The sequence below is a fragment of the Shewanella saliphila genome (assembly GCF_014648295.1).
Taxonomy (GTDB): Bacteria; Pseudomonadota; Gammaproteobacteria; order Enterobacterales; family Shewanellaceae; genus Shewanella; species Shewanella saliphila.
In genome coordinates this window covers 41,343-56,937 of sequence record NZ_BMQV01000029.1, presented here as the reverse complement: position 1 = coordinate 56,937, position 15,595 = coordinate 41,343, and the positions used below count along the sequence as shown (strand labels likewise).

Sequence of the window (15,595 nt, the reverse complement as noted above, 5' to 3'; positions counted from 1 at the left end):
TTCACCGTGTTCCCACTACGTTGTTGCGCTAATTTATAAGGTACCTACATTACCGCATTAACGCGCCTAGTATTGAAAACACGGTGAAGCTCTGAAACACGGATCTTCAAGTTGATTGGGTATATATTTTTCGCATATCAATATCGTCGCGATATAACAGAAACAGCCCCCATAACCTCAACATTAACGACTGCAACATACGCAATAACATTCTCAATAAAACGTGAGCTAACAACTATCTTTAGCTTAGCCAATAGCGTAACTTTATCCATAAGTATCGATACAATAATTGATCAACATCAACTTTGTTAGATCAAAGCAATCAAATAGATATTGCCCTACTCAGAGGAAATTTGATGGCAATTGATAGCTTTGTCCTGTCACTCTTCGCCATGCTTGTTGCGGGCCGCTTATTAGGTGAGTTGAGTGCTAAATTAGGATTTCCGAGCGTGGTGGGAGAAGTCACCGCGGGGATTGTTATTGGCCCGTCATTGTTCAATTGGGTGACCCCGCACAGCACCTTAGCCATTATTGCCGAACTAGGTGTAATATTACTGCTGTTTGATATCGGCTGTGAAACCTCAATCAAACGTTTGGCACATTCTGGCCGTAAAGCAATGCGTGTCGCGTTATTAGGTATTGGTATTCCGTTATTGGCTTGCGGTGTTGCCAGCATGTATTGGCTTTCTATCCCTCCCTTTACCGCACTATTTTTTGGCTGCGCCCTCACGGCCACCAGCATTGGCATTTCAATGCGAGTATTAAGCTTAAATAATCAAACGCAAAGTGTTGCTGGGCATATCATTCTTGGCGCTGCCGTTATCGACGATATCGTCGGGGTGATTTTATTAAGCGTGCTGTTTAATTTTTCCTCATCAGGCGAGTTTTCAATTAGCTCAACCTTGCTGCTATTTGCCATGATTGCAGCATTTATTGTGCTAAGCCCGCCGTTAGTGAGAAGCATTATTTATTTCACTCGATGGTTGCACCTTAAAGCCAGTATTCCGGGCTATGAAGTCATGGTCGTTATGACATTAATTTGTCTATTTGCCTGGTTAGCCCACTGGTTTGGCACGCCGGCCATTTTAGGCGGCTTTGCTGTAGGCATGGGCTTATCAAGACAATTCACCTCACCCTTTAATCGATATCTCAAAAACCCTTTTGCTTTTACCCATAAACTTGAAGAATCAGCCAAACCCTTAGTGCAATTATTCAGCCCTATCTTTTTTGTCTATGTGGGAATTAGTCTTGATATTAGTCAGTTAGATTTAAGCTTAATGGGGATGCTATTATTGTTGGGATTAACGTTAATTGCTGTTGCGGCCAAGTTTGTTGCAGGACTCACTGCCAGCTCCGATTGGCAAGAAAGGTGTATTGTCGGTTCGGCAATGGTTCCCCGTGGTGAGGTAGGACTCGTATTTGCAGAAATGGGCCGCCAGCTTGGGGTTATTCACCCGAAAGAATTTGCGATTTTAGTCATGGTAATAGCCTTAACGACACTTATTGGGCCGCTAATGTTAAAATTGACCTTACGTCGACAATCCAAGTAATACCGCCGTTATTTAAGAATATATTGCAGTGCTTTATCTAAATGACATCATTTTTATCTGCAGTATCTCCCCTCGGTTTATAAGCCAACTTGCGCACTTATTTTATGGCGCATTTAAGTTATCAATAAACATGACTTAACCCATTTTGTTTTCACATACATATGATCTTTTACAACTAACTATGGGTATCAATGTTCACAGTCAATTCATCGTGACATTAACGCTTAATAAATAAGTTTACGCTTACGTAAAAATAATACTGAGTTTTTACTCGAAATTGGGTATGTTAGGTGACTAACAAAACAAACATCGGACCAGTGACGATGACCTCGGTCACTCAAACCGTAAAAGCAATAACCAACCAAGGAATGACTTATGCCTATTTACCAAGCTCCTCTGCGTGATTACCAATTCATTTTGTCTGAATTGCTGAACATCTATCAACAAACTGATTTACGTGGTTTTGATGAAATAGATGCCGATCTCACTGACGCGATTTTGCAAGGCGTTGCAGACTTTACCACCGACATTATGCTGCCACTCAATGCCAGCGGTGATTTAGAGGGCTGTAAACTGGTTGACGGAAAAGTTATTACACCCAAAGGCTTTAAGCAAGCTTACAAACAATATGTTGAAGATGGTTGGGCCACATTAACATGCGACCCTGAATTTGGCGGCCAAGGCTTACCTGAGGTTATTGGTACATTTGCGACCGAAATGAAAACAGCCACTAACATGGCATTTGCAATGTACCCTGGGTTAACCCATGGTGCATATTCAGCAATTCATGTACATGGTAGCGATGCGCTTAAACAAAAGTACCTCGCCAAATTGGTGAGCGGTGAATGGACTGGCACCATGAACTTAACTGAGTCTCATGCCGGGACTGATTTAGCGTTACTGCGTACAAAAGCCGTTTCTGTGGCTGATAATGTCTATGCCATTAGCGGAGAAAAAATCTTCATTTCATCTGGCGATCATGACTTAGCCGACAATATCATTCACTTAGTATTAGCTCGCCTACCCGATGCACCTGAAGGCGTAAAAGGGATTTCGTTATTTGCCGTACCTAAGTTTTTAGTCAATGCCGATGGCAGCTTAGGTGAAGCCAACACATTAAGTGCTACCGGTTTAGAGCACAAAATGGGCATTCACGGTAACTCGACCTGTGTGATGCATTTTGATGGTGCAATAGGTGAACTCGTTGGCGCGCCACATCAAGGCCTAAAAGCCATGTTTACCATGATGAACCAAGCGCGTTTAGGTGTTGGTATTCAAGGCTTAGGCGTGTCAGACATTGCATACCAAAATGCCTTAGTTTATGCCAAAGAACGTATCCAAGGCCGGGCTTTAAGTGGGGTTAAACAACCAGACCAAGCCGCTGACTCATTGCTTGTGCATGGTGATGTTCGCCGTATGCTGTTGTCACAAAAGTCGTTCAATGAAGGGACTCGCGCGCTAATGGGCCAACAAGCATTATGGCTTGATGAAGCAGAGCGTCATACCGATCCTGCTAAAGCGAAACAAGCCTCTGCACTTGCCGCGCTATTCACTCCCATTGTTAAAGGGTTTGTTACCGACCAGGGCTTTAAAGCCTGCGTAGATGCGCAACAAGTGTATGGCGGCCATGGTTATATTAACGAATGGGGTATGGAGCAGTTTGTTCGTGATATTCGTATCGCGATGATTTATGAAGGCACTAACGGTGTACAAGCACTTGATTTAGTTGGCCGTAAATTACTGGCAGACAAAGGCGCTGCATTAACGCTATGGTCTGGCATGGTCAAAGAGCTCGTACAGCAACATGCTGCTAATGATGCAATGAAACCTTATCTTGCTGGGTTAATGGATGCGGCGGGCGATCTTGAAAAAGCCACCGGATTTATTGTGCAATCAGCCAGTAAAAACCCCGACTTAATTGGCGCGGCATCAATGGCTTATATGCAGTTATTCGGTATTTGTGCCCTTGCCTGGATGTGGACTCGTGTTGCTGCAACGTCATTAGCAGCGATAGAAGCCGGTACTGAAGAGACAAGCTTTTACCAAGCTAAACTTAAAACAGCACAGTTCTTTATGAGTTATTGGGGGAGCCAAACTCGTAGCTTACGCAAACAAATTGAATCTAGTAGTGCTGATATTGTCGATTTCACAGACGCCGATTTTTAATATTCGCCGAAGCCGATTTCAATAAATAGTGACACACAAAAAAGCCGCCTCACTAAGTTGAGGCGGCTTTTTAGTATTTAACCTGAACTCGGGTTATTTATTTACCTACATTACACAGCAAATGACAGCTTAGCCTTAATCCCACAAAAACTCACGAAAATGCTTACGGCAAACTGACTCGTAGCTTTCATTCCCGCCAATGGCAACCTGCTCACCTTCGCGCATAGGCTTACCTTCATGGTCTAGTCTTACCACCATGTTTGCTTTACGGCCACAATGACAAATCGTTTTAAGCTCTACTAATTTGTCTGCCCAGGCTAATAGATATTGGCTACCGGGAAACAGTTCACCTTGGAAGTCATTACGCAGCCCATAACACAACACGGGAATATCCATATTATCGACCACATGTGTTAACTGACGCACTTGCTCTTTACTCAAAAACTGACTTTCATCGACCAGTACGCAATGGATTTTTTTCTCATCATGAGAAGTCGAAATAAGTTCAATTAAATTATCATTACTACCAAATACCTGCGCATCTGTTTCAATACCAATACGGGATGACACTTTGCCGACACCATAACGATTGTCTATCGACGCCGTCATCACTAGGGTATGCATCCCGCGCTCACGGTAATTATAAGAAGACTGCAGCAATGAAGTCGATTTACCGGCATTCATCGCCGAATAATAAAAGTACAGTTGCGCCAAAATTTAGTGTCCTAATCGTTGGTCAATTTATGCGGCTTATAGTAACTGGTTTAACATGCTAACAACAAACAAAAATGCCGTATTCGTTATGAATACGGCATTTTTTTATACGCAACGTTTATGAGGTTTGACTCTAAGCTTGAGATTACTTTTTAGCCCAAAAATGCAGTATCACAATACTCAACACAAACAACACCGCACAACTTATCAGTCCTGCCACTAGCGATGCGGTATACCCTAAAACAGTATAACCTACTAGGCTGATAGTCGCAGCGATGAGCGCATAAGGTAATTGTGTCACAACATGGTCAATATGATGACAACTCGCCCCCGTTGATGACAAGATAGTGGTGTCCGATATCGGCGAGCAATGATCGCCAAATACCGCGCCAGACAACACAGCGGCCAACATAGGTAACATCATGGTGCTGTCACTGCCCATGGCCATATCTGCGGCAATGGGTAGCATAATTCCAAAGGTCCCCCAACTGGTCCCAGTTGAAAATGCCGTTACGCCCGCTAATAAAAATAACCCTGCGGGTAATAGTGCAAAAGGAATATTATCGGTGGCTAAGCTCGCCATATATTTACCGGTTTCAAGCTCGCCAATCACACCTGCAATCGTCCAAGCAAACAATAAGATATAGACCGCTGGTAACATTGAAAGTGCACCAACTCGCATGCCCTGTAATAACATCGACCATGCCACTTTCTGCTTAATAGCAAGTACTACAGTAGCAATAAAGCCCACAATAGAACCAAAAAAGAGTGATGAGCTGACATCGGTATTTTCAAATGCACCTAATACACTAAAAGGTAACTCACTTGACGCTAATGCATCTGCACCGCTAGACACCATAAAATACACAGTCGCAAACACTAATATCGCGATAGGTAAGAATAAACCAATCACTTTACCTGTATCGGCTTCAGGCAAGTCAGCTGTCGCCCCTGGCGGTTGGCCTTTAGATTCGTCAAATAAATCGCCACGAAGCGCATTTAACTCATGCTGACGTAAAGGCCCAACGTCTAAGCTAAATGTTGCCACGCATAAAAGTAACAATAACGAAATAAGTGCGTAAAAGTTCATTGGGATCATTTGTATAAACACACTCAAATGACCTGTATCAGCAAAACCGTGCGCCGTTAAAATACCGCCGATTAATGCAATAATGTAAGCGCCCCAGCTAGAAACCGGAGAGATAACGCATATTGGCGCTGCGGTCGAATCAAGAATATAGGCAAGTTTTGCGCGAGAAACATGATAACGATCAGTGATAGGGCGAGAAATTGAACCAACCACTAAACTGTTAAAGTAATCGTCAATAAACACCACACAGCCCAAAAACATGGTCATTAACTTAGCGTCGCGCTTATTGCGAATACGCAATTTAGCCCAATCAGCAAACGCACGGGCAGAACCACTCACGGTAATTAATGCAGTGATCATCCCTAATACAATTAAAAAGCCTAAAATGTAGACGTTCCAACTATTCAATGCTGCATCTTTCCACACTAACTGACTCACCGTTGTCGCAATATATTCACCACTGCTAAGCAATGAAAAATCAGTCAGTAATAACGCACCAAAAATAATGCCTACCCCTAAAGAAAGCAGGACTTTACGGGTTAATATGGCCAGTGTAATCGCCACAACAGGTGGCAAAACAGACAGTGCCGAATCGGCATAACTTATTATCATAATTTAATTATTTCTTCGTGGGATACGAATGGAGAAAAACTAGAAATAAGGCTAAACATACACAGAAAGTGTATGCATTAACATTACTAGTAGCACTCCACAGTTATACCCATTTAATATGAATATCATTTTTTATCATGTCGATAAAAACACTATGACAGTGCAGTCCCTTTCGAGAACTGCCCCAACAAATGAGGTTGATCAACTCATTTATTTCGGCATTGCATCCTTTTATGCTGAATTATCGGAATCACCCAATTCAACACGACTCTTATGCAATGCACCTCTACTTTTGCTTGTTGTAAGAACCACATTACAAAAAGCGCCAATATAAAATCATAAATGGGTCATACAGTGCTAGTAAAAAAACGCAAAAATGCTGTCTCAATAACAAAAGCACCACGTTAACCACAAGTATATAGCATTAGTTTAACGTTTTTAAATCAAATAGACACTAAGACTCTGAGTACAAAACCAGCAACTGATCTATTACGGATTGGTATTCGTTGCAAAATGAGCAATAAAAAAGGTTTCTACTTAAATAAAGTAGAAACCTTTAAATAGGTGAACAGACTATCCAAAAGGTTTTGACCTTCAAGACAACCCTCGTCCCCTTAAACTAGGCCGTTTAGTGCAGGGACTGCCTCAAATAAATCAGCCACTAGACCATAGTCAGCCACCTGGAATATCGGTGCTTCAGGATCTTTGTTAATAGCCACAATCACTTTTGAATCTTTCATACCGGCAAGATGCTGAATAGCACCAGAAATACCGACTGCAATGTACAAGTCTGGCGCAACGATTTTACCCGTTTGACCGACTTGTAAATCGTTAGGTACAAAGCCAGCATCAACAGCCGCGCGAGATGCACCCACTGCAGCGCCTAACTTATCGGCAAGCTGTTCTAAAATAGCAAAGTTCTCACCACTGCCCATACCACGGCCGCCTGATACGATAATACCAGCATTACCCAGCTCTGGACGAGCCGATTCAGTTAACGCTTGCGATACAAACTCTGTGCGCGCAGCAATAGCCTGAGTAAGGTTAACGACTTCTGCGCTGCCGGTTGAAGCAGCAGCATCAAATGCACTAGAGCGCACTGTCATGACTTTTTTAGCATCTAAACTTTGCACTGTTGCCAATGCGTTACCCGCATAAATTGGACGAACAAAAGTATCGCTACTCACCACTTCAATGACTTCAGAAATTTGTGATACATCTAATAATGCAGCAACGCGCGGTAAAGTATCTTTACCTACGCTGGTCGCCGCTGCCAATACATGATCATAATCAGCGGCAAGTTCAACAACTAATTTTGATACATTTTCAGCCAATTGCGCGCTATATTCTGCGCTATCCGCAACCAACACTTTACTCACACCCGCTAAGCTTTGTGCGGCAGTTACCGCCACAGCGCAATCATGACCGGCAACCAATACATGTACATCACCACCAATGGCCGTTGCTGCACTGACCACTTTTGCCGTATCAGTTTTTAAGCTGACGTTATCGTGTTCTGCTAATACTAAAATGGCCATATTAGATCACCTTCGCTTCGTTTTTTAACTTCTCAACCAATTCTTCAACTGAAGACACTAAAATGCCCGCTTTACGATCCACAGGTGGAGTCACTTTTAACACGGTTTGATGCGCTTTTAAGCTCACACCTAAATCGGCTACCGCTAAGGTTTCGAGTGGTTTACGTTTCGCTTTCATAATATTTGGCAATGATGCATAACGTGGCTCATTTAAGCGTAAATCAACGGTAACAATAGCCGGTAAAGGCATGCTTAACGTTTGTAAACCACCATCGATTTCACGTGTTACCGTTGCCTTGTCACCATCTAACTTCACTTCTGAAGCAAATGTTGCTTGTGGCATATCGGTTAATGCCGCAAGCATTTGGCCGGTTTGGTTGTTATCACCATCAATGGATTGCTTACCAAACAGAATCAGTTGTGCTTGCTCTTTTTCTTGTACCGCTTTTAACAGCTTGGCAATCGACAACGGAACTAAATCCTCGTCGGTATCGATATGTATTGCGCGGTCGGCCCCCAATGCCATCGCGGTTCTTAATTGCTCTTGCACCGCTTTAGCGCCCACACTCACCACAACAACTTCAGTCGCGATGCCAGCTTCTTTTAAACGAACGGCTTCTTCTACTGCAATCTCACAAAATGGGTTTAATGCCATTTTAAGGTTTGTCGTATCAACATTTGTGTTATCAGCTTTTACCCTGACTTTCACATTGGCATCGACTACGCGTTTAACAGGTACCAATACTTTCATAGGTTTTCCTTCCTACACCTTCAATGTATGTGGACAACACACTGGCTATAGCCAATGCAAGATGGGTTCACTTTACGGCCTGTTAACGTTAACGTCAATCACATTCAAACGCTTGTTTAGATTTTTTTAGCTTTGTTTGTGGCAATTTAACTAAACATGTCATAAAGCAGATAACGAAATATACGCTCAATTATTTAAAATAATCTATTATATCGTTAATTTAATTTGATCCATTGCGCAATAGTTTCTATTATTACACTTATATTCAGTATTAATTAAAGCTATATTGGTATTCTACTGAGATTAAATCTCATAAAAATATATAATAACGACCTAAATAAACCACATGCAATACTGAAATTGACCTTGTACGTTGGACATTTTAACTTTTATCACTTTTCATTTTATGAAAAAAAATCATTAGGAAACTAAACAACATGAGTGACTTTTTAGATATTTTAACCCACGGTCGTCGCTTTAAAGCTGCAGTAAAGGAATTATCTCTTGATGATTTACGAGACACGGCAGCTAAGTTAGAAAAAATTATTGCTGACCGCGAAGAGGAAGAAAAATTAGAACTTGAAGCAAATGCTGAACGTAATGCTCGCATTGCTGAAATTCTAGCTCAAATCGAAAACAGTGGTTTATCTATTGAAGATTTAGGTGACGTGACATCTGCACCTAAAGCAACAAAGACAAAACGCGCACCGCGTCCACCAAAATATCAAATCACTGTTGACGGTGAATTAATCCAATGGACTGGTCAAGGCCGCATGCCAACGGTATTCAAAAAAGAAGTTGATAGCGGTAAAAGCATGGACCAATTTTTAATTCCTGGTATGGAATAACAAAACTTGGCAACAAAGTAGTAAAACATTAATAACAAAGGGCTTACTTAGGTAAGCCCTTTTTTTATGTTATTTGAATGCTTTATCATCGCCACCATAAAAGGTAAACTTAAACGGCAGATTATTACTTATTTAAATAAAGGCTACGGCTATGACTTTTTCAGTTAAACAAGCATGGGTTGTTTCAAGTATTGCGCTATTATTGAGCGCTTGTGCCAATGATTATGTATTCAAGAGTAATTTAGACGGCAAAGCCATTAATGAATACTTTAAAGTCGGTGATGTGGTGTTGTACGACGGCGATGTGCAACCTACAGGTAACTTTGAAGTATTAGGTTTAGTAGAAGGTGAAGCTTGCCAAGAAACTGAAAAAGATGCCCCTCCTCACATGTCTGATGCGCGCAGTAATGCCAGACGTGCGGCAGCAGACATAGGTGCGAATGGATTTGTGGTTAAAAGCTGCTTTATGATTAACGAGCCAGACAACAGTTGCTACAGTCGTACACTTTGTGTTGGCCAAGCCATTAAAACCGCAGAAAACAAATAACCATTAAACCGATTACCAAACAGGTGAGTCATACACTTGGCCCATCTGTTATTATTGACTTCTCTTAATTTTGGTTAGCTTCTTTCAGGTATTGCATGACTCAAGATGCCGCTCAAACTCATAACGAAAAACCTGCACTTAACGCGTCTTTTACCAACACAATAAACGCGGTCGCCATTTGCAGAACCCCTTACAAGCAAAAATTTGGTATTCCGCGCCAACCTGGACTTGTTAATGCAACTGGGTATATTGAATTTGAGCCAGCATTTAATCATATCGATGCAGTCAGAGGCATCGAACAATATTCGCATTTATGGTTGCTTTTTTGTTTTCATGAAAACCTATCTCAAGGCTGGAAAACCACAGTGCGCCCGCCTCGTCTAGGTGGTAATGAAAAACTAGGCGTATTTGCTACACGTTCAACATTTAGACCTAACGGTATTGGTCAGTCTGTGGTCAAACTACATGGTGTTGTGCAACGCCACGGTAAAGTCTGTTTAAAGATCTCAGGGATGGATTTATTAGACGGCACTCCCATTATTGATATTAAACCCTATGTCCCTTTCTCTGATGCCATTACCGATGCTAAAGGCGGTATCGCCCAAGATGCACCCATACTGATACCGGTGAAATACACAAAACTGGCAGCTGAAAAAATCGCCCAATATCAAGTTCAAGAACACTATCAAGGCTTAGCCGAGCTTATTAGTGGAGTATTATCACAAGACCCTCGCCCAGCTTATAAAAAAGCCAAGGATGACCCTAAGCTATATCAGGTTGCGTTATACGATTTAGACATCTTTTGGCACGTTACTGATAACGTCATTGAAGTGTTAGATCTAAAGCCCACTTCAGTTGCACTGCTAAAGGATTAGTTTAATGGCTGAAATCGATTACCAAACTCAGCACAAAAAACGACTATCTTGGATGCCTTGGCTGTATTTCTCTCTCAAGCCTAAACACCTGCAATGGGCAAAACCCTGGCAAGATGACATTCAACAACAACTTTGCCTTCTTGAGACTATTCACATCGGTGAGCAGTGTTTCATCGCTCCGCAGGCGCAATTGTTTGCCGAACCAGGCCGAGATATCACCATGGGTAATCAATGTATGATCAGTGCCGATGTATTTATGCATGGCCCTATTACACTCGGCAATGAAGTGGCTATAAATCACGGTTGTAGCTTAGATGGCGGTCGTCATGGTATACACATTGGTCATCAAACGCGTATCGCCAATAACGTCACTATCTACGCGTTTAATCATGGCATGTCACCTGATACTCCGATATATCAACAAGCTTCACACTCTAAAGGGGTGGTTATTGGAGAGGATGTTTGGGTTGGTGCACAGGCAGGGATTGTTGACGGTGTCACCATTGGCAACCATGCCGTTATCGGCATGGGTTGCATTGTCACCAAAAATGTAGCGGAATATGCCATTGTTGCAGGGAATCCTGCTCGAGTCATCGGTGATAGACGAGATAAATAAGTCCCGCGGTGCAATTAAAGTCTCTAAAGCCTTATTTTGAACCGAATTAGCAGGTGACATCATTGATGCAGGTGCTAAAATGACGCTCATTCATAGCTACTATTTTGGACATTGGTAATGCGAGTTAGTAAGTACCTGCTTTCAACACAAAAAGAAACCCCTGCAAACGCAGAGGTGATTAGTCATCAGTTAATGCTTCGCGCGGGTATGATCCGTCGTAACGCATCAGGTCTTTACAGCTGGTTGCCCTCTGGGTTACGTGTTTTGCGTAAAGTAGAAGCCATTGTTCGTGAAGAAATGAACAAAACAGGTGCCATTGAAATTCTTATGCCATTGGTTCAACCGGCAGACTTGTGGGTTGAAACCGGCCGTTGGGAAAAGTTTGGGCCTGAATTACTGCGTTTTCAAGACCGCCATAATCGTGACTTCGTATTGGGACCAACCCACGAAGAAGTGATCACTGACTTAGTGCGTAAAGAACTTAGCTCATACAAACAGTTACCGCTGACGCTTTATCAAGTACAAACCAAATTCCGTGACGAAGTTCGTCCACGCTTTGGTGTGATGCGCGCACGTGAATTCTTAATGAAAGATGCCTATTCTTTCCATTTAGATCAAGAAACCATGGACAGCACTTATCATGCGATGCATACCGCATACAGCAATATTCTAACTCGCATGGGTTTAGAGTTCCGCCCTGTTCTTGCAGACACTGGCTCAATTGGTGGCAGCATGTCGCATGAGTTCCATGTATTAGCAAACAGTGGTGAAGATTTAATTGCTTACTCAACAGGCAGTGATTACGCCGCTAATATTGAAAAAGCTGAAGCGCCAATCCCAACGCAAACTCGTGCAGCTGCAACGCAAGAGATGACGTTAGTGGATACCCCTAATGCAAAAACCATTGCCGAATTAGTCGAACAATTTGATGTTGCGATTACCCAAACCGTTAAAACATTAATCGTTAAGGGCGCAACCGAAGACGCGCCTTTAGTGGCTGTGGTTGTGCGTGGCGATCATGAGCTAAACGAAATCAAAGCTGAAAAAGTTGCCCTTGTTGCCTCACCACTCGAGTTTGCATCAGAAGCTGAAATTCGTGATGCTGTGGGTGCTGGCCCTGGCTCATTAGGCCCTGTTGGCCTAAATATGCCAATTATTATCGATCATAGCGTTGCAGTAATGAGCGACTTTGCCGCTGGTGCTAACACAGAAGATAAGCACTATTTCGGCATTAACTGGGAACGTGACTTACCATTAGCGACTGCTGCAGACATTCGTAATGTTGTAGAGGGTGAACCTACACCTGACGGCCAAGGCACTTATGCTATGGCGCGTGGCATTGAAGTGGGTCATATCTTCCAGCTTGGCACCAACTATTCAGAAGCCATGAATGCCACTGTGTTAGATGAAAACGGTAAAGCTCAGGTGTTATTGATGGGTTGTTATGGTGTCGGTGTGAGCCGTATTGTCGCTGCCGCGATTGAGCAAAACAACGATGACCGAGGCATTATTTGGCCAGAAGCGATTGCGCCGTTCACAGTCGGTATTTTACCGATGAACATGCACAAATCTCATCGCGTTGCCGACATTGCTGAAAAACTATATCAAGACTTAGCTGAAGCTGGTGTTGAAGTGCTAATGGATGATCGTAAAGAACGTCCTGGCGTGATGTTTGCTGATATGGAGTTAGTGGGTTTACCGCATGTTGTGGTCATTGGTGATCGTAATATCGATGCTGGGGTATTTGAATATAAAAACCGCCGTACCGGTGAAAAACAAGATATCCCATTCGACCAGATTGTTGAATTTTTAACAACGGCAGCTAAAGGTTAACTCAATTTAGCGCTGTCACCAAAGTCCCAAAAAACGCACTTTATAGTGCGTTTTTTATTGGGCACCGTATAAGTTTTCATATTATGAGAGAGTTAATGACCTTCCCACTGGTGTGTCATAAAAAAAGAATTCATACTAGTATGGTTTCTTATCTACGCACAAAGGATATAGATTACCAGTGTCTACAGCATTAGTTTTAGGTGGAGGTGGCGCTAGAGCGGCATATCAAATTGGTGTGCTTAAGGCGTTAGTGCAATTTTACCCACGCAACCATCATGTTCCATTCGATATCATCTGCGGCACTTCTGCTGGGGCCATTAATGCAACCTCTTTAGCAACCCATGCCTCTTGTTTTCATTTAGGGGTCAAAAAGCTTGATTGGGTGTGGCGCCATTTTGAAACAAGCAAAGTTTATCATACCCAAATACCGAAAGTGCTGAGGCACTTAGGCAGAATGGCAATCAAAGGCTTACAAGATGATAAAGTCAATACCGATGCGGGTAGCCTGCTTGATAACCAACCGTTAAGAAACTTGCTTAATAATCTTATCGATTTTGAACGAATTGACCGCAACATTAGCCATAATGCACTAAAAGCAATCAGCATTGATGCCTCATGCTACAACAACTCACGCTCATACAGCTTTTATCAAGGTAATCAATACATTGAAGATTGGCAACGCGCAAGAAGAATTGGCTCACGTAGCCATCTTAATACTGAGCACTTACTCGCCAGTTCAGCCATTCCCATGGTATTTCCATCGATTAAGTTAAACCAAGCTTATTATGGTGACGGGTCTGTACATCAATTGTCTCCACTTTCTAGCCCAATACATTTAGGGGCTAGCAAAATATTTGTGATTAATTTAGATAGTCCGCACAAACACTTTCCCATTGAGTTTGAATACCATCCAAAAACAGCCACAATTGTGGGTCACTTACTCGATACTATTTTCTCTGACACCTTAAATAGTGATTTAGAGCGGCTGCAACGAGTCAATAACACATTATCTAAAATCACCCCTGAAGACAGAGACTCATTAAATTTACGTCATATCGACACATTAGTGATTAAACCCAGTCAAGATTTAAGCCGTATTGCCGCACGGTTTTATGACGACATGCCTTTTGCAATCAAAACCCTGTTAAAGTTTTTTGGCATTAATAGACAATCAGACTCAAGTATCGTGTCCTATTTACTCTTTGAAAAAAGCTATACAACAACATTAATCGATTTAGGTTACCAAGATGCTATGGCACAAATAGATGAAATTAAACAATTCTTCAATATCCAAACTAAAGTATAACTACTCAGATTTAATATATGTGATATAACTAAAGTTGTGCTTAACTCTATCTATTAGATTAGAGTTTGAAAACACTATCAGTCCTACCTAGGCTATGGGTAATACAAAGTGCAATTTATCATGACAGTGTAAAAACAATAAACTGCATTGGAACGTAACCCCTAATCGTCACGACAATTTTATATCTAAAGGGAATTTAGATGAAAAATGTATCGTTTATAGTGATTTTGTTATTACTAGGATGCGGCCAACCAGCCCCATCAGTTGAAGATATTGCCACCAGCAGTAGAAATACGTTGCAGTGGCAAGGGATATATCACGGCGTCTTTCCTTGCCCTAGCTGTGATGGCATGGACACCACAATAGAGCTGATATTACCAAATCATTATATTATTCACACAGTTAGACTAGGCAGTGACCCGCATCCATATAGCGGTAACGGCACCTTTAAGTGGGATAACACAGGTAATATCATCATTTTAGACCGAGGCCATATTTATCAAGTTTACTCCGAACATTTATACCTACTCGATGTTCAATTTAACCGAATTACCGGGCCCGATGCCGAACGATATCGAGTAAACAAAATAACAACTAAAGAACATCTAAAAAACAATCCACCAGAGCAATACTAAAGATAAACTCGGCTTTAATCTCATTTCATAAGAACAACTTTCAGCGGCACCCCGCATGCTGCGCGGTAAAGGCGCTAAAGTCTCACTCGACAGTCACTAAACCATGGCAACAACAGCTTTCTTTGTGCCTTAAACAATTTCAACACGAACAAGAATTAAATACTAAGGCCTAAATTGAGCTGTCATATCAATGTCATTACAACGTGCAATAATTTTTACCGTGAAATATGAAATATTTTGCTTTAGCTTATTATTAACTTTAGGTAAAAAGAAGTTGTACCAACAGCGGTACAGTTATCTGGAATGTTGAAAATGTCACACTCATTTGAATTTGATGAAGATGATGCGCCATGGGGCGATAACATCAAGGGAAAACCAAAATCGAAAAAAGTAAAACAACGTCGTCGTGATATTAAACGCCGTTACTTTGACGATAACGCTGAAGTGGAGTTTGCACCTGCTAAGTGGAAATAAACTAATAAGGTTTTCTCATCAAGTTTAAAAAGCAAGTTGC

14 protein-coding genes and 1 riboswitch are annotated in these 15,595 nt (G+C 41.9%); of the genes, 10 read left to right on the top strand and 4 right to left on the bottom strand.

Features of this window, described 5'->3' with window-relative positions:
* The first annotated feature begins 356 nt into the window (after positions 1 to 356).
* Both IEY48_RS13635 and IEY48_RS13630 read left to right on the top strand, forming a co-directional pair.
* Positions 357 to 1,550: a cation:proton antiporter gene (locus tag IEY48_RS13635; RefSeq protein WP_188921221.1), complete on the top strand. Its 1,194-nt coding sequence runs from the start codon at positions 357 to 359 to the stop codon at positions 1,548 to 1,550.
* A gap of 375 nt (positions 1,551 to 1,925) precedes the next feature.
* Positions 1,926 to 3,716, top strand: coding sequence for an acyl-CoA dehydrogenase C-terminal domain-containing protein (locus IEY48_RS13630; RefSeq protein ID WP_188921219.1), 1,791 nt, complete (start codon positions 1,926 to 1,928; stop codon positions 3,714 to 3,716).
* 135 nt (positions 3,717 to 3,851) lie between these two features.
* Here IEY48_RS13630 and IEY48_RS13625 read toward each other — a convergent pair whose 3' ends face one another.
* From IEY48_RS13625 to IEY48_RS13610, 4 genes are all read right to left on the bottom strand, one after another.
* Complete coding sequence (locus IEY48_RS13625; protein WP_188921217.1) at positions 3,852 to 4,430, bottom strand: thymidine kinase; 579 nt, start codon at positions 4,428 to 4,430, stop codon at positions 3,852 to 3,854.
* Between the two features lie 145 nt (positions 4,431 to 4,575).
* Positions 4,576 to 6,135 (bottom strand): Na+/H+ antiporter NhaC family protein, encoded by a 1,560-nt coding sequence (locus IEY48_RS13620; RefSeq protein ID WP_188921223.1) that lies wholly within the window; start codon positions 6,133 to 6,135, stop codon positions 4,576 to 4,578.
* Between the two features lie 79 nt (positions 6,136 to 6,214).
* A riboswitch (Lysine riboswitch) is annotated at positions 6,215 to 6,429 on the bottom strand.
* 317 nt (positions 6,430 to 6,746) lie between these two features.
* Positions 6,747 to 7,670 carry an electron transfer flavoprotein subunit alpha/FixB family protein gene (locus tag IEY48_RS13615; protein WP_188921215.1) on the bottom strand — a complete coding sequence of 308 codons (924 nt, stop codon included), beginning with the start codon at positions 7,668 to 7,670 and terminating at the stop codon, positions 6,747 to 6,749.
* A gap of 1 nt (position 7,671) precedes the next feature.
* A complete protein-coding gene (locus IEY48_RS13610) occupies positions 7,672 to 8,421 on the bottom strand; it encodes an electron transfer flavoprotein subunit beta/FixA family protein (RefSeq protein ID WP_188921213.1) in 750 nt (249 codons plus the stop codon).
* A 437-nt stretch (positions 8,422 to 8,858) separates the two neighbouring features.
* Between IEY48_RS13610 and IEY48_RS13605 the strand changes: the two genes are divergently transcribed.
* The 8 genes from IEY48_RS13605 to IEY48_RS13570 all read left to right on the top strand — a co-directional run bounded on the left by IEY48_RS13605 (position 8,859) and on the right by IEY48_RS13570 (position 15,555).
* Entirely contained in the window at positions 8,859 to 9,269 is a 411-nt protein-coding gene (locus tag IEY48_RS13605; RefSeq protein ID WP_188921211.1) for an H-NS histone family protein, read from the top strand.
* A 151-nt stretch (positions 9,270 to 9,420) separates the two neighbouring features.
* On the top strand, positions 9,421 to 9,816 hold the full coding sequence (gene rcsF / locus IEY48_RS13600) for an Rcs stress response system protein RcsF (RefSeq protein ID WP_188921209.1): 396 nt from the start codon (positions 9,421 to 9,423) through the stop codon (positions 9,814 to 9,816).
* A 95-nt stretch (positions 9,817 to 9,911) separates the two neighbouring features.
* Positions 9,912 to 10,691, top strand: a complete 780-nt coding sequence (tsaA, locus tag IEY48_RS13595) for a tRNA (N6-threonylcarbamoyladenosine(37)-N6)-methyltransferase TrmO (protein ID WP_188921207.1) — start codon at positions 9,912 to 9,914, stop codon at positions 10,689 to 10,691.
* A 4-nt stretch (positions 10,692 to 10,695) separates the two neighbouring features.
* On the top strand, positions 10,696 to 11,307 hold the full coding sequence (locus tag IEY48_RS13590; RefSeq protein WP_188921205.1) for an acyltransferase: 612 nt from the start codon (positions 10,696 to 10,698) through the stop codon (positions 11,305 to 11,307).
* A gap of 117 nt (positions 11,308 to 11,424) precedes the next feature.
* Positions 11,425 to 13,140, top strand: coding sequence for a proline--tRNA ligase (locus tag IEY48_RS13585; protein WP_188921203.1), 1,716 nt, complete (start codon positions 11,425 to 11,427; stop codon positions 13,138 to 13,140).
* A gap of 178 nt (positions 13,141 to 13,318) precedes the next feature.
* Complete coding sequence (locus IEY48_RS13580) at positions 13,319 to 14,446, top strand: patatin-like phospholipase family protein (protein ID WP_188921201.1); 1,128 nt, start codon at positions 13,319 to 13,321, stop codon at positions 14,444 to 14,446.
* A 200-nt stretch (positions 14,447 to 14,646) separates the two neighbouring features.
* Complete coding sequence (locus IEY48_RS13575) at positions 14,647 to 15,081, top strand: copper resistance protein NlpE (protein ID WP_188921199.1); 435 nt, start codon at positions 14,647 to 14,649, stop codon at positions 15,079 to 15,081.
* Positions 15,082 to 15,393: 312 nt separating this feature from the next.
* Complete coding sequence (locus IEY48_RS13570) at positions 15,394 to 15,555, top strand: small highly charged protein (RefSeq protein ID WP_188921197.1); 162 nt, start codon at positions 15,394 to 15,396, stop codon at positions 15,553 to 15,555.
* Positions 15,556 to 15,595 lie beyond the last annotated feature (40 nt).